Source organism: Oscillospiraceae bacterium (assembly GCA_035353335.1).
GTDB lineage: Bacteria > Bacillota > Clostridia > Oscillospirales > JAKOTC01 > DAOPZJ01.
Map to the genome: position 1 here is coordinate 4,516 of DAOPZJ010000035.1, position 23,335 is coordinate 27,850.

At 45.8% G+C, this 23,335-nt stretch carries 21 protein-coding genes, 1 other RNA gene and 1 pseudogene; 17 read left to right on the forward strand and 6 right to left on the reverse strand.

The window, feature by feature from the left end:
- Positions 1 to 17: 17 nt before the first annotated feature.
- The 7 genes from frr to PKH29_08275 all read left to right on the forward strand — a co-directional run bounded on the left by frr (position 18) and on the right by PKH29_08275 (position 9,810).
- On the forward strand, positions 18 to 572 hold the full coding sequence (frr, locus tag PKH29_08245) for a ribosome recycling factor (GenBank protein ID HNX14830.1): 555 nt from the start codon (positions 18 to 20) through the stop codon (positions 570 to 572).
- A 96-nt stretch (positions 573 to 668) separates the two neighbouring features.
- Positions 669 to 1,352, forward strand: coding sequence for a polyprenyl diphosphate synthase (uppS, locus tag PKH29_08250; protein HNX14831.1), 684 nt, complete (start codon positions 669 to 671; stop codon positions 1,350 to 1,352).
- 18 nt (positions 1,353 to 1,370) lie between these two features.
- Positions 1,371 to 2,204 (forward strand): phosphatidate cytidylyltransferase, encoded by an 834-nt coding sequence (locus PKH29_08255; GenBank protein HNX14832.1) that lies wholly within the window; start codon positions 1,371 to 1,373, stop codon positions 2,202 to 2,204.
- Between the two features lie 17 nt (positions 2,205 to 2,221).
- Positions 2,222 to 3,367, forward strand: coding sequence for a 1-deoxy-D-xylulose-5-phosphate reductoisomerase (gene dxr / locus PKH29_08260; GenBank protein HNX14833.1), 1,146 nt, complete (start codon positions 2,222 to 2,224; stop codon positions 3,365 to 3,367).
- A 5-nt stretch (positions 3,368 to 3,372) separates the two neighbouring features.
- On the forward strand, positions 3,373 to 4,401 hold the full coding sequence (locus tag PKH29_08265) for a site-2 protease family protein (protein HNX14834.1): 1,029 nt from the start codon (positions 3,373 to 3,375) through the stop codon (positions 4,399 to 4,401).
- Positions 4,402 to 4,442: 41 nt separating this feature from the next.
- Positions 4,443 to 5,507 carry a flavodoxin-dependent (E)-4-hydroxy-3-methylbut-2-enyl-diphosphate synthase gene (gene ispG / locus PKH29_08270; GenBank protein HNX14835.1) on the forward strand — a complete coding sequence of 355 codons (1,065 nt, stop codon included), beginning with the start codon at positions 4,443 to 4,445 and terminating at the stop codon, positions 5,505 to 5,507.
- Positions 5,488 to 9,810 carry a PolC-type DNA polymerase III gene (locus tag PKH29_08275; GenBank protein HNX14836.1) on the forward strand — a complete coding sequence of 1,441 codons (4,323 nt, stop codon included), beginning with the start codon at positions 5,488 to 5,490 and terminating at the stop codon, positions 9,808 to 9,810. The genes ispG and PKH29_08275 overlap by 20 nt, the downstream gene beginning before the upstream one ends.
- Before the next feature lie 48 nt (positions 9,811 to 9,858).
- Here PKH29_08275 and PKH29_08280 read toward each other — a convergent pair.
- A pseudogene (locus PKH29_08280) lies at positions 9,859 to 10,200 on the reverse strand (YmaF family protein).
- Positions 10,201 to 10,554: 354 nt separating this feature from the next.
- On the opposite strand from PKH29_08280, the gene ssrA reads away from it, so the two are divergent.
- The 3 genes from ssrA (at position 10,555) to PKH29_08295 (ending at position 11,887) form a co-directional block, all read left to right on the forward strand.
- Positions 10,555 to 10,905: a transfer-messenger RNA gene (gene ssrA, locus PKH29_08285) on the forward strand.
- Positions 10,906 to 11,108: 203 nt separating this feature from the next.
- Positions 11,109 to 11,264, forward strand: coding sequence for an IS3 family transposase (locus PKH29_08290; GenBank protein ID HNX14837.1), 156 nt, complete (start codon positions 11,109 to 11,111; stop codon positions 11,262 to 11,264).
- 41 nt (positions 11,265 to 11,305) lie between these two features.
- Positions 11,306 to 11,887 carry a LysM domain-containing protein gene (locus PKH29_08295; protein ID HNX14838.1) on the forward strand — a complete coding sequence of 194 codons (582 nt, stop codon included), beginning with the start codon at positions 11,306 to 11,308 and terminating at the stop codon, positions 11,885 to 11,887.
- 82 nt (positions 11,888 to 11,969) lie between these two features.
- Here the strand turns inward: PKH29_08295 and corA are convergent, their stop codons facing one another.
- Both corA and PKH29_08305 read right to left on the reverse strand, forming a co-directional pair.
- Complete coding sequence (gene corA / locus PKH29_08300; protein HNX14839.1) at positions 11,970 to 12,929, reverse strand: magnesium/cobalt transporter CorA; 960 nt, start codon at positions 12,927 to 12,929, stop codon at positions 11,970 to 11,972.
- A 188-nt stretch (positions 12,930 to 13,117) separates the two neighbouring features.
- Positions 13,118 to 13,276: a hypothetical protein gene (locus PKH29_08305; protein HNX14840.1), complete on the reverse strand. Its 159-nt coding sequence runs from the start codon at positions 13,274 to 13,276 to the stop codon at positions 13,118 to 13,120.
- Between the two features lie 79 nt (positions 13,277 to 13,355).
- On the opposite strand from PKH29_08305, the gene PKH29_08310 reads away from it, so the two are divergent.
- On the forward strand, positions 13,356 to 14,534 hold the full coding sequence (locus PKH29_08310) for an amidohydrolase (protein HNX14841.1): 1,179 nt from the start codon (positions 13,356 to 13,358) through the stop codon (positions 14,532 to 14,534).
- Positions 14,535 to 14,615: 81 nt separating this feature from the next.
- Here PKH29_08310 and PKH29_08315 read toward each other — a convergent pair whose 3' ends face one another.
- Positions 14,616 to 14,783, reverse strand: coding sequence for a YjzC family protein (locus PKH29_08315; protein ID HNX14842.1), 168 nt, complete (start codon positions 14,781 to 14,783; stop codon positions 14,616 to 14,618).
- A gap of 135 nt (positions 14,784 to 14,918) precedes the next feature.
- Between PKH29_08315 and PKH29_08320 the strand changes: the two genes are divergently transcribed.
- The 5 genes from PKH29_08320 (at position 14,919) to PKH29_08340 (ending at position 20,045) form a co-directional block, all read left to right on the forward strand.
- On the forward strand, positions 14,919 to 15,323 hold the full coding sequence (locus PKH29_08320) for a MarR family transcriptional regulator (protein HNX14843.1): 405 nt from the start codon (positions 14,919 to 14,921) through the stop codon (positions 15,321 to 15,323).
- Between the two features lie 19 nt (positions 15,324 to 15,342).
- Entirely contained in the window at positions 15,343 to 17,061 is a 1,719-nt protein-coding gene (locus PKH29_08325; protein ID HNX14844.1) for an ABC transporter ATP-binding protein, read from the forward strand.
- 38 nt (positions 17,062 to 17,099) lie between these two features.
- Entirely contained in the window at positions 17,100 to 18,905 is a 1,806-nt protein-coding gene (locus PKH29_08330; GenBank protein HNX14845.1) for an ABC transporter ATP-binding protein, read from the forward strand.
- Positions 18,906 to 18,992: 87 nt separating this feature from the next.
- Entirely contained in the window at positions 18,993 to 19,664 is a 672-nt protein-coding gene (locus PKH29_08335) for an MBL fold metallo-hydrolase (GenBank protein ID HNX14846.1), read from the forward strand.
- Between the two features lie 15 nt (positions 19,665 to 19,679).
- Positions 19,680 to 20,045 carry a VOC family protein gene (locus PKH29_08340; protein HNX14847.1) on the forward strand — a complete coding sequence of 122 codons (366 nt, stop codon included), beginning with the start codon at positions 19,680 to 19,682 and terminating at the stop codon, positions 20,043 to 20,045.
- Between the two features lie 44 nt (positions 20,046 to 20,089).
- Here PKH29_08340 and PKH29_08345 read toward each other — a convergent pair whose 3' ends face one another.
- Positions 20,090 to 20,854, reverse strand: coding sequence for a hypothetical protein (locus PKH29_08345; protein ID HNX14848.1), 765 nt, complete (start codon positions 20,852 to 20,854; stop codon positions 20,090 to 20,092).
- A gap of 710 nt (positions 20,855 to 21,564) precedes the next feature.
- Positions 21,565 to 22,602: an NAD(P)-dependent oxidoreductase gene (locus PKH29_08350; GenBank protein HNX14849.1), complete on the reverse strand. Its 1,038-nt coding sequence runs from the start codon at positions 22,600 to 22,602 to the stop codon at positions 21,565 to 21,567.
- Positions 22,603 to 22,890: 288 nt separating this feature from the next.
- Here PKH29_08350 and PKH29_08355 point away from each other — a divergent pair.
- Positions 22,891 to 23,335 (forward strand): hypothetical protein (locus tag PKH29_08355; GenBank protein ID HNX14850.1); only part of this gene is annotated, 445 nt, incomplete at its 3' end.

Here is a 23,335-nt window from a genome sequence, read left to right on the forward strand (position 1 = left end):
GAAAGGCAGTGTGAGATATGAACGATAACATTAAAAGCGGCGAAGACAAAATGAAAAAGACCGTTTTGACTCTTGAAAGTGAGCTCGCGACCATCCGTGCAGGCCGTGCAAATCCTGCTGTGCTTGACAAAATCACTGTGGATTACTACGGCGTTCCCACTGCAATCAACCAGATGGCCGCAATTTCCGTCGCTGAAGCGAGAATTCTTGTCATCCAGCCCTGGGACGCTTCGTTGTTGAAAAACATCGAAAAGGCCATCCAAACTTCCGATATCGGCATCAATCCCAATAACGACGGCAGAGTCATAAGAATCGTTTTCCCGCCGCTTACCGAGGACCGCCGCCGTGATCTCGTCAAACAGATTGCAAAATATGCCGAAGAAAGCAAAATCGCCGTGCGAAATATCCGCCGCGATGTGATGGAAAAACTCAAAGCGCAAAAAAAGACCTCGGAGATCACCGAAGACGATTTTGATGACTGCGAAAAAGAAGTCCAGGATCTCACCGAGAAATATTGCAAACAGGTCGACGATATCGTCACTAAAAAAGATAAAGAACTCATGGAGCTATAAATTAATCCCCCCTCCGAATGAGGGGGACTTGTTTATGACACGGAAAGTGATATGAAAGAATCAAATGAAACTATATCGGCAAAAATGCCGAAGCATGTGGCTATCATTATGGACGGAAACGGCCGGTGGGCCAAAGCCCGAGCGCTGCCGCGCAGCGCAGGCCATGCGGCAGGGAGTCAAAACTTTCGCAAAATCGCACGGTATGCCGATAAAATCGGAATCAAATACTTAACATTGTATGTTTTTTCGACCGAGAACTGGTCGCGCCAGCAGCAGGAAGTAGACGCTCTGATGCAGCTGTTTGAAGCCTATATGAAAGAAGCAATCTCGGACTTTGCCAAAGACAACATCATCGTAAATTTTTTAGGTGATCGGACACCGTTCAGCGATAAGCTGAAAAAACTGATGGCTGATGTCGAGGCTCTGAACAAGGGTAAAGACGGAATGCGGATGAATCTTGCGATGAATTACGGCGGAAAAGCCGAAATTCTGCACGCCGCCCGTCTGCTTGCGAGCGAGGTGAAGAACAATAAATTGATGCCCGAAAGCATCAATGAACAGACATTTGAGCGGTGTTTGTATACAGCCGGTCAGCCGTCCGTCGATCTTTTGATTCGTACCGGCGGAGATATGCGGATCTCGAATTTTTTGCTTTGGCAGGCCGCTTATGCGGAAATTGTCGTCTGTAAAAAATTCTGGCCGGATTTCTCGGAATATGATCTTGACCATGCTGTTGAAGAATACGGAAAGCGGGATCGGAGATTCGGCGGAGTAAAATAAAAGAGGGAACAGGGAATCATGAAGAAGCGGGTTGTCACATCAATCGTTTTAATCATTACAATCGGCGCGGCGTTTTATTTAACGACTATTGTCGGATGGGTACTTGACGTCGTCATGTACCTGCTTGCAATGCTTGCTGTTTACGAATGTCTGAAAGTCATGAAGCTGCTCCGTTTAAAACTACTTTCTCTGGTTTGTTTTGCCTATCCTACAGCGGTTTCCGCGGTGATTTTAACCCAAAACAACGGCCGGATTACCGACTGCGCAATTATCATGTTGGTTCTGTTGATGTTTCTGGCGGTTATTTATCGAAGCAGCGACCGCGCAAAATTCTCCGCAGTCGCACTCGCCGGTTTATTTTCGGTCTATGTCACAACCGGATTTTCGGCGATCACTCAACTCCAAAAGCAAAACCAGCCAGGCGCCGGTGCGGTTTTGGCAGCTGTAATTATACTCGGAACCTGGGCGGCAGACGTCGGCGGATGGCTGTTCGGCATTACAATGGGAAAACATAAACTCTGCCCGGCCATCAGCCCAAAAAAGACCGTTGAGGGTCTTGTCGGTTCATTGTTTTTTTCGGAAATGGCGTTTGTCGGTCTGGCATTTCTCTCAAGGCTGATTTTTCCGACGCAACCGCTCAATTGGGCGGTATTTGCTGTTATAGCGCCGATCGCGGCGATTTTTGAACTTATGGGCGATTTAACCGCTTCGGTGCTGAAACGGGAGCACAATGTCAAAGATTTCGGCACCATTGTAGTCGGACACGGAGGGATCATGGACAGATTCGACGGAGTCCTGATGACATCAATCCTCTTTGCAATGACATCCCGATTTATAAACTTCTTTGGTTGAGCTGAAAGGATAACGATTTGAAACTGACGATACTCGGGAGCACCGGCAGCATCGGCACACAGGCACTCTGTGTCGCAAAGAAAAACGGATATGAAATTTCTGCGCTTGCCGCCGAAAAAAATGTCGAAACGGCGGAACAACAGGCAAGAGAATTTCGTCCGAAAGTATTTGTCCTACGTGACGAAAAAGCCGCCGCTGATTTAAGAACCCGTCTTCGGGATATGGATGTCAAAGTATGGGGCGGGGATGAATCCGTCTGCGAAGTTGCGCAAAATTTTGGGGACACTGTTTTAAACGCCATTGTCGGGATTGCCGGTCTGCGTCCGACCATGGCGGCACTTGTAAAAGGCCGCCGTCTGGCTTTGGCAAATAAGGAGAGCTTAGTCACCGGCGGAGAATTGGTAATGAAACGCATTTTTGAAACGGGCTGCGAGTTGATACCGGTCGACAGCGAGCATAGCGCCATTTTTCAATGCATCGTCGGCAGTAAGAACCCGATTAGCAAAATCATTCTTACCGCATCGGGCGGGCCGTTTTTCGGCAAAAGCAGAGCGGAACTTTCGAATATTACAGCAGCGCAAGCCTTAAACCATCCTACCTGGAGTATGGGGAAGAAGATCACAATCGACTGTGCGACGATGATAAACAAAGGCCTTGAAGTCATTGAGGCCTATTGGTTGTTCGGCGTAAAAACGGAACAAATTCAAATTGTGATTCACCGAAACAGCATCGTCCATTCGGCGGTCATCTTTAAAGATCATTCCGTCATTGCGCAGATGGGCCTTCCGGATATGCGTCTGCCGATTCAGTATGCGCTGACCTATCCGGAACGCCGTGATTTCGACGGAGAACCGCTCGATTTAGCCAAGATCGGAAGTCTTTCATTTGCCGAACCCGATTATGTGACTTTTCCTGCGCCGCTTGTCTGTAAAAAAGCCCTTGCTTTGGGCGGTACTTCGGCAACGGTCGCAAACGGCGCAAACGAAGCCGCAGTGTCGCTGTTTTTAAATTACAAAATCGGATTTTTACAGATTGCCGATTTGGTACAGGAGGCCGTGGAACGAATAAAACCCACGCCGATTCATACACTTGAAGAGATTTTCGACGCGGACAGTGAGGCCAAGGAATTTGTCCGTGAAAGGGCGGAACACGCGGGAGGATAAAGAATTTGAATATTGTTTGGCAAATCATCATCGCTCTGCTGGTGCTCGATCTGCTCATCGTCATTCATGAGCTCGGGCATTATACAGCAGCACGCATTTTCAAAATAAAAATCGACGAATTCTCTATCGGCATGGGGCCGAGGCTGCTTAAAATTAAAGGGAAACACAATCTTTTTTCGCTCAAGGCCTTTCCGATCGGCGGCAGCGTCATTATGGAAGGCGAGGATGAGGACAGCTGCGATCCCGATGCGTTTTGCAATAAAAAAGCATGGAAACGATTTATCGTAATCATCGCAGGCGCATTGATGAATCTGTTACTTGGACTGATTTTAACGACAATTCTGGTTCTCGGCGAAAAAGCGCTCCCATCCCGCACTGTCGATAAGTTTTTTGATGATGCCGTCAGCGTGACATCCGGATTACAAACCGGAGATGAGTTGCTCGATATCGATGGAACGCATATCTCAATTTATTCCGATGCGATATATGCGATCATGCGCAACCAGACCGGAAATGCAACGATTATCGTCCGGAGAAACGGTGAAAAAATTACGCTTGAAGATGTCAAGTTCGCCACGGAGGAAGTCGGGAAAACTACAGTCAGCAAACGCGATTTCTATTTTACTGCTGAGCCTAAAACCTTCGGAAACGTCGTTAACCATAGTTTTTACGGTACGATTTCTCTTGTTAAGGTGGTCTACCAGTCGATATATGACATTGCAAGGGGCAAATACAGCGCTTCAGAAGTCAGCGGGCCGGTGGGGACAGTGAAGGTAATCGGGGAAGCAGCTTCACAAGGCCTTGATTCGTTGATTTATCTTGCCGCTTTCATCACGGTTAACTTAGGCGTGTTCAACTTACTGCCGCTGCCCGCACTCGATGGCGGCCGTTTGATTTTTATTCTGATTGAAATTATTGTCAGGAAACCGGTTCCGAAAAAATATGAGAGTATGATCCATTTTATCGGATTCGGATTATTGATTTTATTGATTATCCTGGTCACTTTCAATGATATCAAATCCTTAGTAACGTGAAATGCTTTTATCATCTTAAATATTTATAAGGATTTAAAATTATGCGCAGGATTTGCAAAACGATCAAAGTCGGAAAAACGGCTGTAGGCGGAAACGAAAAAATAACCGTCCAATCGATGCTGAATGTTCATTATGACGATATCGAGGGAAATATCGCTCAGGCAAAACGGCTTGAGGGCGTCGGCTGTGATATCATCCGCATTGCGGTTCCGAACATGGAAGCGGTCAAAACGCTTGAAGCAGTCAAAACAGCCTGCTGTCTGCCGCTTGTCGCCGATATCCATTTCGACTATAAGCTTGCCGTCGAATCAGTTTTCGCCGGAGCCGACAAAATTCGAATCAATCCCGGAAATATCGGTTCAGACGAGCGTGTCAAGGCAGTGGCGGAATGCTGCCGTGCAAAGAACATCCCGATTCGCATCGGTGTTAATTCAGGCTCCCTCGGAAAAGATATTTTAAACCAATACGGAGGTCCGACTCCGCAGGCACTGGCACAGAGTGCATTATGCGAGATTAAATTGCTGGAACGTTTCGACTTTGATAATATCCTCATATCGGTAAAGTCGTCTGACGTAAAAACGACAGTCGAAGCCAATCGAATTTTAGCGATAAACTGCCAATACCCTTTGCATTTGGGCGTAACTGAAGCCGGGACCGAGGGGATATCGTCACTAAAGTCCGCTGCGGCAATCGGTTCGTTATTGCTTGACGGCATCGGCGACACGATTCGGGTCTCGGTCACAGGAGAACCAGAACGGGAAGTCGTTATCGGGAAAAACATTCTTACAGCTTTGGAGATGTCAAACCGTCCGACCATCATTTCCTGTCCTACTTGCGGCAGAACCAGAGGTCCGGTCGTTGAATACGCCGAAAAATTACATAAGTACTGCGCGGATATTGAAATCCCGCTGAAGATTGCGGTTATGGGCTGTGAAGTGAACGGTCCCGGCGAAGCCAAAAGCGCCGATATCGGGATGGCCTTCGGAAATGGCTGCGCAATCCTGTTCCGTAATGGGGAGACCGTTAAAAAGGGCGAGCAAAACGAGATTTTTAATTTGCTGATCAAGTATTTGGAGGATATAAAACATGGCCGCAACGCTGTCTGAGCTGTTCTTTGGAGCGGTTTCGGAGCCGATGGTCGCTTCAGGCGAAGTCAGAGGCCTTGAAATAGATAAAAAAGAAAGAATCATACGGCTTGAAGCCCTTTATTACGAATTGATTCCGCTGAAAGCGATTGAACGCGCACAGGAAGAATTGCGCGAATTCTATAAAATAAAATCCGTTCGAATCTCCCCTGTATTTCCCGCAGAATTGTTGAATAACGAATACTTAAGCGCCTTATGCGAAATGCTGCGGGACAAAATGGCAGTCGTAAACGGCTTTTTGGACGAGGCAAAATACAGCAGCGAAGGGAATATACTGGTCATTGAGCTTAAGTATGGCGGGAAAGAGCTGCTTGAAAAATCAGACTTTTCAAAGATTATTAAATCATCGGTATATAAAAGCTTCGGCGTTAATATAGAAGTGGAGTTTTCCGGCACGGTGGAAATCGACCGAAATTCAGGTGAATATGCTGATGCCGTCAAAACCCCGGAATTGCCGCCGATTGTCGTAAAACCGAAGGAATTGGCGCCGGCGGCACCATCCTCAGTGTCAATCAATTTGTTCAAACGCCCTGAAGAGCAGGCAATTGAGGAGACAGCCCGCAAAAAGACCGTATTTTTGGGGAAGAGAATTGCCGAATTGCCGGTTCCGATTTCCGAGGTTTATCAAAAACGGCTCAAAGAAAACATCGTAGTCGAAGGCGATGTGTTTTTAATTGATAAAAAACCGATCAAAGACGGCTCAATGGTGATTTTTAATTTTTTTATCACCGACGGCGGTTCATCGATCGGCTGTAAATTGTTTTTACGCAATTCCAAACTCGAGCTCGAGGATTTGATACAGGAAGGTCAGACTTTAAAAGTCAGCGGTAATGTGGAATTCGATGATTTTGCACAGCAGGAGTTGCTAATTCCGATCAACATTTGTCTGTCTGAAAAGAAGAAGGTCGTTGATAGTGCAGAAAATAAACGCGTTGAGCTGCATTTGCATACTGCAATGTCAATGTTGGACGCCGTCACTCCGGCAGCATTGTTAGTCAGACAGGCCTATGACTGGGGACACCGTGCGGTCGCAATCACCGACCACGGTGTCGTTCAGGCTTTCCCTGATGCAATGAAAGAATATGAAGATATTAAAAAGGCTCATCCGGATGCCGATTTCAAGGTGATTTACGGCATGGAGGCCTATATCGTCAATGATAAGAGCGGCGTTGTGACAGGACATACCGAAGCTTCCTTTGAAGATGAATTTGTCGTATTTGACATTGAAACAACGGGGCTTTCTTCACAAAATGACCGTATCACCGAGATTGGCGCAGTCAGAATTAAGAAGGGAGTGGTGTTAGGAGAATTTAATACCTTCGTCAATCCCCAAATACCGATCCCTGCTAAAATCACTGAGATCACCGGCATCAACGATATGATGGTGGCCGATGCACCACACGAAGACGAAGCGCTCGGAATGTTTTGTAATTTTGCTGAAAATTGCGTTTTGATCGCCCATAATTCCGAATTTGATACGGGTTTTATTTCCGCAGCTGCGAAGCGTGCCCGGCGAAAGTTTGAAAATCCGCATATTGATACGATGAAAATGGCGCGAATCGTATATCCGGAGCTTCAGAATCATAGGCTCGAAACAGTGGTTGCACACCTTGGATTAGATAAGTTTAACCACCACCGCGCTTCCGACGACGCCCGTATCACTGCAAAAATCTTTTCAAAAATGCTGGACCGTTTTATTCAAAACGGCTGTAAATGCATCTCTGATATGGAGGGTGAATTGGTAGGTGGCTCATTAGCAAAACTGCATGCGTTTCACTGCATCATTCTCGTAAAAAACGACGTCGGCCTGCGGAATCTCTATGAGCTCGTATCGATGTCCAACCTCGAATATTACCATTATGTCCCGAGGATCCCGAAAAGCGTTTTAACTGAGCGCAAAGAAGGTCTGATCATCGGCAGCGCATGTGAAGCCGGAGAACTTTACAGAGCGATTGTCGAAGGCAGAGAAAATTCGATTTTATATTCCATCGCTTCTTATTACGATTACCTCGAAATCCAACCGCTTTGCAACAACGAATTCATGATCAGAAGTGAGGATGAACGCGTAAAACATATCAAATCCAAGCAACAATTGATCGAGTTTAATAAAAAGATTTTATACATAGGCAAAAAGCTCAACAAACCGGTCGTCGCCACCTGTGACGTGCATTTTATAAAACCGGAGGACAGCATCTTCCGCGAGATCATCATAACCGGAAAAAAGATGAAAGACGCCGAATCTCAGGCGCCGCTGTATTTCCGGACAACCAACGAAATGCTTTCCGAATTTTCTTACTTGTCCGAACAGGAAGCGCGTGAAGTCGTCATTGACAACACCAATAAAATAGCCGATATGGTCGAAGTCGTCCGCCCGATTCCGAAAGGCACCTATACACCGCAGATGGAGGGTGCGGAACAACAGCTGACGGATATTGTCTTTCAAAACGCTAAAACGCAGTATGGCGATCCGCTGCCGAAAGTAGTTTCCGACCGGCTTGAGCGGGAACTTGCGCCGGTCATTAAACACGGATTTGCGGTTCTGTACATGATCGCGCAGAAACTCGTAGCCTTCTCTAATGAACACGGTTATATGGTCGGTTCGCGCGGCTCGGTCGGCTCGACCCTTTTAGCCGCGATGACCGGCATTTCCGAGGTCAATCCGCTGCCTGCGCATTATTATTGTAAAGCTTGTAAGTATAGTGAATTCATCGACGATGAAGAAGCGGTCGGTTTTGATCTTCCGCCGAAAAACTGTCCGAACTGCCATTCGCCGCTTGAGCGCGACGGCGTCAATATCCCGTTTGAGACCTTTTTGGGTTTTGCGGGCGATAAGCAACCCGATATTGACCTGAACTTCTCAGGCGAATTCCAAAGCGAAGCGCATAAATATACAGAGCAGTTATTTGGTGCGGAAAACGTCTTTAAAGCCGGAACAATCTCTACGATAGCGGAAAAAACGGCATATGGTTATGTCTTAAAGTATTGCGAGGAAAAAGGCATAACCCTGCCCAAAGCCGAGATGGAGCGCCTTGCCGCAGGCTGTACCGGCGTCAAACGCACGACCGGTCAGCACCCCGGCGGCATGGTCGTAATTCCGAAAGGTCTCAGTGTCCATCAGTTTACACCGGTGCAGCATCCGGCAGAAAAAAAGGACAGCGATATCATCACCACCCACTTCGACTTCCATTCGCTGCACGATACAATATTAAAATTAGACGAGCTTGGGCACGACATCCCGACGATTTTCAAATACCTTCGGGATCTGACCGGAATCGATTTCAAGGATGTCCCCATGTCGGATAAAAAGGTCATGCAGCTGTTTGTCTCGACGGAACCGCTCGGGGTCATGCCCGCCCAGATCAACAATCCGATAGGCACCTTTGCTATCCCCGAAATGGGCACCTCATTTGTGCGTCAGATGCTTGTTGAGACACAGCCGAAGACCTTTGCCGACTTGCTGCAGATTTCCGGCCTATCGCATGGCACAAACGTCTGGCTCGGAAACGCTCAGGAATTGATTAAAAATAAGATATGCACCATCTCCGAAGTCATCGGCACGCGCGACAACATCATGCTTTATTTGATTAAAAAGGGCCTGGATCCGATCAAGGCTTTCAAAATTACCGAGATCGTGCGCAAGGGAGATGCGAAGAAAAAACTCACCCCTGATCTGGTGGACGAAATGATGTCTCACGATGTGCCAGAATGGTATGTCGATTCCTGCTTTAAAATAAAGTATATGTTTCCGAAAGCCCATGCTGCAGCCTATGTCATTTCCGCCATCAAACTCGGATGGTTCAAAGTCTATAAGCCGCTGGAATTCTATTCGGTTTATTTCTCAGTGCGCAGTACGGATTTTGACTATATTTGCGCCGTCAACGGCATGGAGTTTACCAAAAAGAAAATGGTGGAGATCGAAAATAAAGGCAAAGCGGCGACTCAGAAAGAGCAGGACAGCTACGAAATCATGCAGATCATGGTCGAGATGTTTGCCCGCGGGTTTGAGTTTTTGCCAGCGAATCTTGAAAAGTCCGACGCCTATAAATTCCTGCTCGAGAACGGGAAAATTCGTCTTCCGTTCTCTGCGATTTCCGGCGTCGGCGAGACGGTCGCGCCGGTAATCGCCGCTGCCCGCGATAAGGGGTATGCGACCGTTGAAGAATTTGCCTCATCCGGAGGTATTTCATCGGCGGTCATCGCCTCAATGCGTGATAACGGCGTCTTCGGCGATTTGCCTGAGAGTAACCAACTCACGCTATTTTAAGTAAAAGCTCTGCAGACCGCAACAGTCCACAGGGCTTCTTTTGATAGGTCAGTCGCCAATGGGATTATCAATCATTGTCGCGGCAACAAACTCATGAAGGTGTCCGTCCGAGCACTCAGTCTTGGCATCGATAAAGTGGACATGACGCCTGTCGTCGCGGTCGCCTACTTCAATAGGAGGGCCGGTGAACACACAGATTGGGTGAAAATGATCTTCATAAAAATCCGTCTTGGTGACGAATTTGTGAATATGCCCGCATGGCATCATAATCACTTCATCGGTAATGCCCGCAAACCGATGGTTGTGGACATTCTCTCTTAATTCAGCGAGCCGAACGCTTCCCTCGACCTCATGGACATGGGTCTGCCTTTATTGATTGTCGTAAGACATCCGAATACTTCCTCTTAAAAAATTGACGGACCGGTGGTCAGTCCGCCCAATTTATTTTATGTTTTGAGCCGAGCGTTTGCGCTGATTTAACAATAGTCATTATAATATACTTTATGCACATCGACTTTGAAAAAAAGTGGCGGATTCAAACCCGCTTCTTTCTTGTTGATTTAAATCGATTGATATCTGCTTTAAATTTATTGTGAATAATCTTTCGTAATTTTGCCGGAATAATAATTGTCTGTTTTTATGGTATTCATTTTATCGCCTTTACGGTTTTAGATAAGTGATGCCAATTGACATTTTTATAAAAATCGGCTATAATAAATAAGCAATCTGAGTCAGAACGCGCATGGGGGCGTAAAGGTTTCGACGGGGGTTGTGAAACGGAATAAGCGGGCAGAGCAGCGTGACCTCTTAAAAACGCGCAAATTTTCAATTAACTGACACTAATAAAGTTGCAGTTGCTGCTTAACTAAAGCAGCCGTCCCACGCCTTGAGTGCCGCGTCCTGGCGGGGGCGTGTCTAAGCGGCCCATCTGAAACGGCTTAAGCTTTGCGGCCGGGCAGAAACTTATGAAGCTACCGTGATTTAACGCCTGTCGGCGTGTGTTAATGATCGGGAAATCTTAAACACCGAATACGCCCGTAGAAAGTTGCGCGGAGTGATTTTCGGACAGGGGTTCGATTCCCCTCGCCTCCACCAAAAATTCAGAAGATGCCTTTAGCGCGTCATCTGAATTTTTTTTAATGGGAATCGAACCAGGCCGTGGAAGGATTGTTCGACCAGAGGGAGAAAAATCCGACCAAAAACAATCCGGGGGATTGTTTTTAGGCCTCCAAGGCCGAAAGCCGCGATAGATTCCCCTCGCCTCCACCATAAAAAGACACCAATTTTGATACCATCGTATCAAAGCGGAGTTCGTTTATTTCCGCCGTTTTGACACGCTGGATCAACTACAGCGGGAGTTGGCAGACTATGTGCACTGGTTCAATAACATTCGGCTGCATGGTACGCTCGGATATCTTTCACCGGTGGAGTTCAAGAGATCATGTACCTTATAATTTCTGTCCGATTTAGGGTTGACAATCCAGAGATGATAACTTTGAATTATGACGACAAGCATACACCTGCGATTTATCCATTAACAAAAAACAAATTCTCACTTCTGCCAAAATGTGACGGTCAACTTTATACCGTAAAAGCAGGTGATACACTCTTCAGTATTTCGCGCAATTTCGGAATGACAATTGATGAGATTCTTGCTGCGAACCCCCAGATCAAAAAGAGAAGCATTATTTATATTGGTCAGTTTATATGTATCCCTTCCGCGACACCGAACCCCATACCTGATTGTGATCTCCGCATATTAACATTGAAATTTTTAACTGAGGACGGCCGGATATTACCCGAAGTGAATGGGACGGTTGCTCTTGCTGCCGGTGTCATTGTTCGGATAACTTTGAATCGTCCTATTTCTCAGGCTTTCTTTTTCCTTGAACCTACCGGCACGGAAACTTGTGAACTCGCCCACTTAATCGGTATTGATTGTCCCAGCGCCGTCACAGGCGTTGCTGAGATTCAATGGCAGGTACCGTCGGGCACTCTGGGGCGTGTTTTCGTTGTCGCATGCCTCAATAACTGCTGCACGAAATCAGAAGAGATCTTGGTTATCAGAGACACTTGAAAAACTCCTATTTAAATTTTACATAAAAATCAACTTTATTTATGATTAAGATATTAATTTTTATACTCCTTCTGAAGGGGTATTATTTCCGTTTATTAATCCAACCTTTTCGAATAAACCACAAAACCATTGAAATGATGACGGCCGCCAAAACTCCGAGTATCATAAAATAGCCGTATCGCCAGCGCAGTTCCGGCATATAATCGAAGTTCATACCGTAAATCCCAACGATAAAAGTCAATGGGATAAAAATAGAACTGATGATGGTCAGGGTAGTCATAATTTTGTTCATTCGATGGGAATTGATTGATAAATAATTATCTCTGATATCAGATGTCACTTCGCGATTGATTTCGACGATATCCGAGAGTTTCAGCAAGTGGTCATAGATATCATTAAAATGCTGTTTATTGGTTCGAAAGTTTTCCAAGTGTTCCGAATTTAAAATCCGGTAGAGCAGTTCTTTCATTGAATTGACGGTATGGCGCAGAACGAGAAGGTCTGTTCTGATTGAAAACACCTGATCGATTACATCATGGATCTTTTGGCTGTTTATTTCGATATCAACATCATTTAAAGTATCTTCTATTTGAAACGCCAACGGGAAATATTGATCGACGATTTTATCAAAAATCAAATAGGCGATAAAATTGCAGCCTTCTTCTTTGGCCAAAACGCTTTCCGAAATTTTCCGTCGGATGCAGTTGATCTCGGGCAGCTCTGACAAATGGAAGGAAATGATATATTTGGATCCGACAAATAAGTCCAGTTCTATCGGTTTCATCGTTTCCGGATTCAATGCATGTAAAACAAAAAAATAGTAGGTATCATAAAAATCGACTTTAGGCCTCTCGAGGCGTTCAACACAATCTTCGATTGCCAAGGCGTTAAAATGAAACCGATCGCTTAATATCTTGATTTCTTCTTGATTTGCGCATTCAAAATCGACCCAGTACCACCGGATGTCGTTCTCCATCAATCGTTCAACCGGAACGCCCTCAAGCCACTCTATTTCGTTTGTATAACCGAAGGTATAAATCAAACCAAGCCCCCCTCATCCCGTTTAATTAATTCGTTATTCGCGGTTCACAGAGAATAAATCTATTAAATATGAAACTATTATATTACGACTGACCGTTTGGAGCAAGAGAATATGCAGTAAATATGAAAAAGAACAGCATCTCTTAATGAGATGCTGTCGGTTGGTTGTGCAAGTACTTACACAAAGGCTTATTTATTCTTGCGGTTTTCATTTTCGCGGTTGTTTTGATTCTGGTTGTTGCGGTTCTCGTTCTCGCGTTTTTCGTTTTCACGTCTTTCATTTTCGCGATTATCATTTTCACGGTTTTCGTTGTTGCGGTTGTTTTTGTTGCGGTTGTTGTTTTCCATGAAACACTCACCTCCTTGCGCATTATTTTTTGTTTCGACGGTAAAAATATTCAGGTATTCTGCGAACAGGGGGTAAAAAATTTTGTTGATCACCAATGCTAAGCTGCTGACGATGGCAGCCCGGAGTTATGAGAACGGATGCGTTTTAATAGAGAACGGAAAAATCATAAAAGTCGCCGAAACGATCGATAAAACCGAAAACGGCGACGACACCGTGATCGACGCAAAAGGATGCTGGGCGCTGCCCGGTATTATCGAAGCGCATTGCCATATCGGAATTACGGAGGAGAAAAAGGGCAAGGAAGGCGACGACTGCAACGAGATCACCAAACCGATCACACCCTATCTGAAAGCGCTTGACGCCATCAACCCGATGGATGCCGCTTTTCACAGCGCAATCAAAGCGGGGATCACCTCCGTTATGGTCGGGCCGGGCAGTTCAAACGTGATCGGCGATCAATTTGTATTCATCAAGACAGACGGCAGAGTTCTCGACGAGATGGTAGTACTCGAACCCGCGGCCATGAAAGTCGCGTTCGGTGAAAATCCCAAAAAGAGTTACGGGAATAACAACATGATGCCAGCAACCAGAATGGCCATCGGCGCAATGCTCCGGGAAGAACTTTTCGAAGCCAAAAAGTATATCGACGAAAAGCAGTCCACGCAGGATTCGAAAAAAAGTTTTGACGAGGATTTTCGCAAAGAATGCTGGATTCAAGTCTTTAAAAAGCAAATCCCCTTAAAAGCGCATGTTCACCGCACCGATGATATCTTAACCGCAATTCGCATCGCAAAGCAGTTTGATCTGGATATGACTCTGGATCATTGTACGGAGGGACACCTGATCGCAGAAGAGATTAAGAAATCGGGCTTTCCGGCGATTGTGGGTCCGGATCTGGCGTCCCGAAATAAAAGCGAAGTGCAGTATATGGACTTTAAAACCGCCGGAATTTTGGCAAAAGCCGGCGTAAAAGTCGCGCTGACCACTGACCATCCGGTCTCGCTGATTCAATATCTGCCTATCTGCGCCGGACTTGCGGCCAAAGAGGGTCTCGGTATTGATGAAGCGCTCAGAGCCATTACCATCAACGCAGCCGAAATCTGCAAGGTCTCAAACCGCGTCGGCAGCATCGAAGTCGGAAAAGACGCCGATATCGTCATCTATGACGGAAACCCGCTCGAGGTCTTCACGAATTGCCTTTATACCATTATCAACGGCAAAATCGTCTATCAGTCGGATAAAGTCTCGTCATATTGAGCGAAACCGAAGGATCTTGTTATCACAAAGTAAAAAACCTTCAAATTAAAAGAGCGAGGCGATCTCGCTCTTTAAATAGCATTATTCGACTTTAAGCCATTGGTTTCCCGATGCCTGAGTCGGTGGGAGTCGGTCGCCGCGATTGATATGAACCATACGGGGATTATCCACGATTTCACCGTTGGGGCCAACCTCAATATATTTGCCGGGTTCTTGGTTATCGGTTCCGGGTTTGATTGATTTTGCCATGAAAAAACCTCCTTTCTGCATATAGGGTTTGCGCAGTAATAGAAATAATTCGTTAGGGACCTTGCATTTATGAATGATATGTTGTAATATATCTCAAGCACCCTAATGATTTCAGAGAGGAAGCGTAAAACAAACATGGAGAAAGAGACGAACCTTTTTTTGCTGCAGCTGTTTTATCAGTGTTTTCATAAGATCCATATGTCGCAAAAATATCCCGGTCAGGGATGGCTGATGATCTTACTTCGGGAAAGGGGAACACTCACTCAGCGGGAGCTGATCGAGATCACCGGGCGCCGATCGGCGACGCTCAGCGAACAATTAGACAGTATGGACAAAGCCGGACTGATCACCCGCGGCAAGAATGAGGAAGATCGCCGGAATATCGATGTCACCTTAACGCTCCTAGGCCGGGAAACCGCCAAAGACGTCGAAAAAGCCCGTCAGGAATTGTCTGACAAGTTGTTTGATAAATTAGACGAAGTAGAAAAGCGGCAGTTGGACATCATCCTGAAAAAGCTTTTAAGTACCTTCGAATCATAAGACAGGGAGCAACACAACCGTGAAACTCATATTGAAATACATAACAAGACATATTTGGATTTTTCTTGTCTCTATGTTGTTTTTAATCGTGGAAGCAGCAGCAGACCTTCTTCAGCCCACGTTTATGGCGCATATCGTTGATGACGGCGTCAAAGGAGCAGATGTCGGAACCATTTTGCGATATGGCTCAATTATGCTGTCTATCGCAATTATCGGAGCGCTCGGCGCGGTAGTACGTAACCAGTTTGCAAGCGTGACTTCTCAAACCATCTCAAAAGAATTGCGCAGCGATATGTACCGCAAGGTGCAGTCGCTTTCTCTCGAAAACATCGATCATCTCCAACCGGCGTCGATCATCACGCGCATCACAAACGATGTCACACAGGTGCAGGATTTTATCAACGGCATTATGCGAATCATGATAAAAGCGCCGATCACCTGTATCGGAGCGATCGTGCTGATTATCGTTCAAACACCCAAACAGCTCCCGATGATCGCTGTGATTCTTGTGATTGCTTCGCTGTTTATTGCTGCCAACATGAAGTTGGGTTATCCCAGATTCGGAGTGCTCCAAAAAAAGCTCGATCAGTTAAATAACGTCAGCCGTGAATTCTTATCGTCAATCCGCGTTGTCAAGGCGTTCAATGCAGAACATCAGGAAGAGGAAAAATTCGAAACGGCTTCAAGTAATCTGGCGGATGCAGGTGTTTCCGCTATGCGGGTCGTGGCCGTATTTTCGCCGCTCATCAATTTGACGGTCAATTTCGGAATTGTCGTACTGCTCTGGGTTTCGCAGAATCAAGAGAGCTCTCAGATCGGCCGACTGATGGCTTCTGTCAACTATATGACGCAGATCCTTTTTGCTCTCGGTATGGTCGCGACTATTTTAAATGTGGCGGTCAGAGCGATGGCGTCCTCCTCCAGAATCAGCGAAATTTTAAACGAGACTCCGGCGCAAAACGTGGCCGAAAATCCGTTGGAATCCGAAATATCGGGTCAAGTCGATTTCGAAGATGTCTCTTTTACCTATGCGGGCGCAGGCCGGGAGTCTCTTACACATGTGACCTTCTCGTCTAAACCGGGCGAGACCATCGGCATCATCGGCCCCACCGGCTCGGGAAAGACAACGCTTGTCAATCTCGTTCCGCGTTTTTATGACGCAACCGAGGGTCGGGTTCTTGTCGACGGGCAGGACGTCACGCAGTTCGACGAAAAAGCGCTGCGAAACTCGGTTTCCATCGTCCCGCAAAAAGCGCTCCTTTTTTCCGGAACCATTCGCGAAAATCTGCGTTGGGGACGGGAGCAGGCAAGCGAAGAGGAAGTCATGCAAGCAGCCGCAATCGCCTGCGCCGACTCTTTTATCACAGCATCGGAGAATGGATATGATACTCAGCTCGGACAGGGCGGCGTAAACCTCTCCGGCGGTCAGAAACAGCGGCTTGCGCTCGCAAGAGCGCTGGTGCGCAATCCCAGAATCCTGATTCTCGATGACTGCACCAGTGCGTTGGACGCCGAGACCGAAGCCGCGGTGCTGAACGGCCTCAAACAGTGCATCAAGAGCATGACCGTTCTGCTCATCAGTCAAAGAATTTCCACTGTAATGCGCGCGGATAAAATTCTATGTTTAGAAAACGGCACGGTGCAGGGGTTCGGTACACACGCGGAGTTAATAGACGCTTGTCTTACATATCAGGCAATTTACGCATCACAGATAGGAGGTGATAGGTTTGAAAAATAAATATTTCAAACTTTATCTGCGAAAGGGTGGCAATAAATATGGCTGATAGAACACCTCCTCCCGCCGGGATGGGCGGCAGCTTCGGGCCGCCGAACCGCGGACAGCCGGTCGTGAAACCGAAAAATATGCGCGGGACGCTCTCCCGTCTCTGGTCACTGACGGATAAAAACCGTAAAGGTCTCGGTTGGATTTTACTTCTTTCGACCTTGACTTCGGCGTCAGCAATCTTATCGCCGCTGGTCATCGGCAACGCCGTAACAGCGGTTGACGAGGGCAACCCCGCCAAAATCATTCTGTTCACCCTGATTGCGCTCTATCTCTGCGACAGCCTTGTGCGCTTCTTGCAGCAGTTCTTCATGGCGTCCATCGGCCAGCGGATCATTCATCATATCCGTGTCACGCTGTTTAGCACAATGAAAAAGCTGCCGCTATCTTTCTTTGACCGCTGCCAGCATGGGGAACTCATGAGCCGCCTGACCAACGACGTGGATAACATCAGCAACACAATCTCCAACTCGTTGACACAGCTTTTAACCTTCTTGTTCACCATCGTCGGCATTCTCTGCATCATGCTCTCGCTGAGCCCGCTGCTGACCACCGTATCGCTGGTCGGCGTAGGACTCATCTTCCTCATGACGCGTGTGATTACAAAACGCACGCGCAAGCTGTTTGCCGAACAGCAAAAAGCCCTAGGAAAACTCAACGGACAAGTTGAAGAGAGCGTCTCGGGTCTCAGCGTTGTAAAGGCCTTTTGCCGGGAAGACAAAATGATATCGGAATTCGACGAGAGCAACGAGGCGCTTTGCAAAGTCGCGACCCGTGCGCTCATCTGGTCGGGTTTTCTGATGCCGATCATGAACGTGATCAACAACCTGAGTTTTGTGGCGATTTCAGTTATCAGTGGTATCATGGCGATACGCGGGACCATCGACATCGGTATGATCTCGAGCTTTCTGCTCTATTCAAGGCAGTTCTCCCGCCCGTTTGTCGAGATTGCAAATATCTATAATAACTTCCAAACTGCCGTCGCGGGCGCGGAGCGCGTCTTCGAGATCATGGACGAGCAACCTGAGCCGGAAGATATCCCGGATGCTTTGCCGCTCGTCGCTCCCAAAGGCGATATTGAACTGCAAAACGTCGATTTCGGATATGATAAAGAACGTCCGATCCTGAAAGATGTCTCTTTGAAGATCCCGGCGGGCACCAAAGCCGCCATCGTCGGCCCGACCGGTGCCGGAAAGACTACGATCATCAACCTACTGACCCGTTTTTACGATGTGACCGGCGGAAAAATCCTGCTCGACGGCCACGACCTGCGGGATTATAAAATGGAGGATTTGCGACGTTCGTTCGGCGTGGTGCTTCAGGATACGGCGCTGTTTGCCGAATCGGTAAGAAGTAATATCAGCTACGGCAGAGATGACGTATCGATGGCGGATATTGAAAAAGCAGCGAAAATCGCGGGGGCTGACGGCTTTATCAGGAGGCTGCCCGAGGGCTATAACACCGTACTGACACAAGGCGGCATCGAACTGAGCCAGGGTGAACGGCAGCTTCTGACAATCGCCCGGGCCGTTCTGACCAATGCGCCGATTTTGATTTTAGACGAGGCGACCAGCTCCGTAGATACCGTGACCGAGCAAAAAATCCGCCGTGCCATGCTGACCATCACCGAGGGACGCACCTCGTTCATCATCGCCCACCGCTTGACCACCATCCGCGATTCGGACATCATAATCCTGATCGAGGGCGGCAGAATCGCGGAGCAGGGCACCCATCGGGAGTTGATGGCGCAAAACGGCCAGTACGCCTCGATGTGCCGCACTCAAATGGGCGAGGCCTGAGCAATCACAAAAATCACCGATTCGATTGACATCATTTTGCAATGAATGTATCATGCTATCAGAGAGTGGATCGAAGGAAGTGATTACATGATCGTATATTATATTTTACACAGCGGGTTTTTGGTTGAAACTACGGCATGTTATTATCTCTTTGATTATTACGAAGGAAAACTTCCGCAGCTTGACACGCAAAAGCCCGTTGTCGTTTTCGGCAGCCACGGCCATCCCGATCATTATAACCCCGAGATTTTCACCATTTTACAAAATAATGGCATGAAAGATGTATATGCCGTTCTCGCCAAAGACATCTCAGAGAAAAAATACCCAAAAGGCATCCAAGTTTTAAAAGCCCATCCGAACATATCTTATGATTTACCACATGGCGAGCATCTGGAGACCCTGCAGTCCACCGACAGCGGCGTTGCTTTTTTACTCACAACCGACGAAGGCGTAATTTATCATGCGGGCGATCTGAACGACTGGACTTGGGAGGGTGAATCAGAAAACGATAATAAACAAATGCGCGGCAGTTACCGCCACGAGATCGACAAGCTCAAAGGCCGTAAAATTGATATCGCCTTTATCCCGCTCGATTCCCGGCAGGATGTGCATTATGCCGAAGGGCTGCTCTATTTTCTCTCGGTTGCCGACGCAAAATGCGTCTACCCGATGCACTATTGGAAAAAGCCCGAAATTATCGATCGCTTTATACGCGAATACACGCAATACAAAGACATTATTAAGAATCCGGAGAAATGAAGGAGGAAACCGATTATGAAATTCAAAATGGTGCACGAAAACTACAATGTCAGAGACCTAAATACCTCGCTCGCGTTCTATGAAAAGGCACTCGGCCTGACCGAAATTCGCCGCATGACAACCGACAATTTCACCATCGTCTATATAGGGAACAAAGAGTCGAAATTCGAATTAGAGCTGACATGGTTAAAAGACCATCCGCAGAAATACGAACTCGGCGAGTCCGAATTCCATCTTGCTTTCAATGTGGATGATTTTGAAGCCGCCCATAAACTCCATGAGGAAATGGGATGCATCTGTTTTGAAAATACGGAGATCGGCCTCTATTTCATCGAAGACCCCGACGGTTATTGGCTCGAAATCCTGCCGAGTAAAAAATAGTAATATTATTATTTTAAATGCGATAATATTTGTATCTGATCTTGTCAGGGCTGAACGGTGTCCTTGACAAGATCTTTTCTTACATAGATCAGATATTTTTGCGATTCATAGATATTATTCTTAATATATGAAGCGCCGTTAAATTCGAAGACCTGATAATTCAATGAGACAAGATCATCTTCAACCCCGGGGAATTCACCTTTATTAAAATCAGCCAAAACCACGATTGGCGGCAGATTGTCCAAAATCTGATCAGTTGTCAAATCGCCGTTATTTTTGCTCCAATAATAATATGCTTTATTTTCCCCTTTGTTTTGATAAATGTTTTTATCAAAATAGGGTTCGAGAGCCGTTGCGTTATAACCTAAACCGTATATTCGCTGTTGATCGTAGTGATTCACTTTGATAAATTGCGCTGCTTTAAATGCCCCCGAGTAAGGATTGGAAATATCGTAAGCTGCTGTTTTTACGCTCCAAAAGATCTGTATCATGAAAATTACGATGATTATTGCAATAAGCATCGGTTTAAGTTTGACGATAAAAAGCGGAAATTTTCTTAATTTTGGCTGATAAATTTGAAAAGCTAAAAGAAAACTCAAAAAAATAATTCCGCTGTGCCACTGGTTGTGATAGAATAGCGAAAGAAAAATCCAAATCACCGAAGAAATAAGGATAAACCGTATAGAAATTTTAAAGAAAAGCAGAAAAATAAAAATCGCCAAAACCAAGATGATTATATTAACGACGGTTTTTGCATTATAAATCAATAAATTTCCGAAAAGGTCTGAGAAATTAAAAATGCTTTTCATGCTGATATTGAAATGTGCCGGAAAAGAATAATCGGCCGGCGGCCATATATTCCTAACGGTTATAAGGTACGACAATAAGACGACACAAGCCGCGGAAATTGCATTGACAATCTGTAATTTGTCCGTAAACTGCTTTAAATATTTAGAGATATCAATGCAGAATAAAATATATAAGACGCCCGACAGCAAAGCTGTATGAAGGCTGATGCCGGATAATAAAATCAACAGCAGACCGTAATTAAAGGGATTATGCAGTCGTTTCGGAAACGCGAGGACAATCAACTCAATACAGGGCAATATCAGGCAATAGCTCCTCGCGATTGCCGCATACTGATAAAATATATAGTAAGTATACGGGAGAATTACCAATAAAATCAGCGGCAATTTAGATTTATAAATCAGAAGCCATACGCCTATTGCCGAAAACAAAAACGGAACGATGAAGAGATATCGGTAGGGTAAGCCGAAGAAAATGAATATTTTCAAAATGATCGGCCATAGAGCGGGGCTGCCCTCATATGCCATCACTTTGAAAAGCTCATCCAGATTCGTATCTCTTGCAATCAGCCACGATTGTGCCTCGTCTGTCCAAGGTTCATGAAAAATACCGATGATAAAAGTCAGACCGATAAACAATAAAAATGCAATCAGTTTTACCTCTTTTTCATGTTTTGTGAAAAAAGAGTCGCTTTTGATCCGGAATTCGTTTTTTATGACAGCCATTTAATCAATCTGATGATCCCCATTTTTGCGCCTTGGCGGTGTGCCGAGACATTCTTTCTGCTCTCAATTTCTTTCCGGTTTTCGCGGTAATATTCATATGACCGCAACAACATTTCTTCATTTGTCATCGTGGGAACAAATCCGAGCTTCGCTTTTATTTTTGAGGTGTCAAATACAAACGAGGAGGACAGCATCTTATATTGATACGGACCGAGCGGTGAGAGGCCCAGCGCGAAGCATAATTTCATTCCAAAAATGGCTATTCCGGCGGGGAAGTGCGCCAAACGGGATTTTGAGCCGGATTGTTCAATGACATATGTATAGACTTCATTAAATGTCTTGACGTTATCCGAACCAATGTTGAAAATCTCGTTTTTCGGATAATCCAAAGCCATAAAACAAGCATTAATCAAATCTTTCGCATAAATGAACTGATATTTATTATTGCCGTTTCCGACCATCCACAGCTTCTTGTTTTCGTCGATAAATTCATATAAAATCGCAAGCAGTCCGAGGCGGCCTTCGTCGATGATGGTCGGGCATCTGAAGATCACAGATTTAACCGCTGAATTGTTTGCAAGAAGAACCTTTTCGCATTCGAGTTTGGACTTTCCGTAAATTTCAATGGGATCGGGGGCTTCATCCTCCGTTACCAGCTTGTCAAAATTGTTCCCCCAAAGACAGTTGCTCGATGTAAAAACGATTTTGGTGACATGATACTTTTCCGCAAATTCCAACACGTTTTTTGTGCCGTCCACGTTTGAAGACCAAAGGTCTTTTAAGTCTTTTTTCACATGCGCCAGCAGCGCCGCAAAGTGGAAAACCGCATCGAATTGATACTTTGAAAAGACAGAATCCATCAGCTCTTTGTCGCGGATATCGCCCTGATAAAAGAAAAACCGCTCGTGCGTATAATCATCCGGCTGTAAGTCGATGCTGACGCAGATGTCGCCTCTTTCGACGATCTGTTTTTTCATAATTCCGCCTAAGAAGCCGCTTCCGCCGGTCAATAGAAAAGTTCTCATTTTATTTCTCCCGCTCCGATAATTCTAATTTTTTCTATTATAACTCCAATGTAAATAGGTGTCAATATTTAGAATATATATGGTTATGGTAACACTAAAACCGCAAAATCCGTGATTTTTATTGACAATTTGAATCGCTTTCAACGGCAGCTATCATTTTCAGAGTCACATTGGTCGAAAACCTTGATATATATGATAACTTTAATAAATATATAGGAATATTGAATATACAGTATTGATTTTAAATATAATATATGTAATACTGAAAATGGAAACGGAGGGAATGATATGAAAAAGCAACTGCGGTATTTAATATCAGGGTTATTGATTTTCATGATTTTATCAACCGGTTGTTTCAGCGGTGGAATTTTTACAGGAAATCAAAAGAACGGCAATTCGACACAATCGCAATCCGAAGATATCGTTAAAAATTCAATGACTGACGATCAGACCACCGAAGAAGGAACGGGAATCACATCAGTTAAAGCGGCTGATTTGGCGTATCAAGAAGCCGTCAAATGGCGTTCGGACGCCGTGCTTTGGGATTTGCAACCGGTGCCTTCGTCACTCGATGCGTCCTGGGCAAGCAATGACCTCGCCGGAGACTGGATCGCCGGATTCGTATGCAAATCGGATGACAAATATTTTACCGTTGAAATTCAAGGCAATGAAGTGACGAGAGTATCCGAGGAGACCTATACAACGAGAAAAATTGATATTCCCGCATCGTTGT

Bases quoted from the DNA above. Each gene is read 5' to 3' on its own strand.
- frr (HNX14830.1), top strand. From the start codon at position 18: ATGAACGATAACATTAAAAGCGGCGAAGACAAAATGAAAAAGACCGTT.
- PKH29_08255 (HNX14832.1), top strand. From the start codon at position 1,371: ATGAAGAAGCGGGTTGTCACATCAATCGTTTTAATCATTACAATCGGC.
- ispG (HNX14835.1), top strand. From the start codon at position 4,443: ATGCGCAGGATTTGCAAAACGATCAAAGTCGGAAAAACGGCTGTAGGC.
- PKH29_08275 (HNX14836.1), top strand. From the start codon at position 5,488: ATGGCCGCAACGCTGTCTGAGCTGTTCTTTGGAGCGGTTTCGGAGCCG.
- PKH29_08305 (HNX14840.1), bottom strand. From the start codon at position 13,276: ATGGAAAACAACAACCGCAACAAAAACAACCGCAACAACGAAAACCGT.
- PKH29_08315 (HNX14842.1), bottom strand. From the start codon at position 14,783: ATGGCAAAATCAATCAAACCCGGAACCGATAACCAAGAACCCGGCAAA.
- PKH29_08320 (HNX14843.1), top strand. From the start codon at position 14,919: ATGGAGAAAGAGACGAACCTTTTTTTGCTGCAGCTGTTTTATCAGTGT.
- PKH29_08330 (HNX14845.1), top strand. From the start codon at position 17,100: ATGGCTGATAGAACACCTCCTCCCGCCGGGATGGGCGGCAGCTTCGGG.
- PKH29_08335 (HNX14846.1), top strand. From the start codon at position 18,993: ATGATCGTATATTATATTTTACACAGCGGGTTTTTGGTTGAAACTACG.
- PKH29_08340 (HNX14847.1), top strand. From the start codon at position 19,680: ATGAAATTCAAAATGGTGCACGAAAACTACAATGTCAGAGACCTAAAT.
- PKH29_08345 (HNX14848.1), bottom strand. From the start codon at position 20,854: ATGAAAAGCATTTTTAATTTCTCAGACCTTTTCGGAAATTTATTGATT.
- PKH29_08350 (HNX14849.1), bottom strand. From the start codon at position 22,602: ATGAGAACTTTTCTATTGACCGGCGGAAGCGGCTTCTTAGGCGGAATT.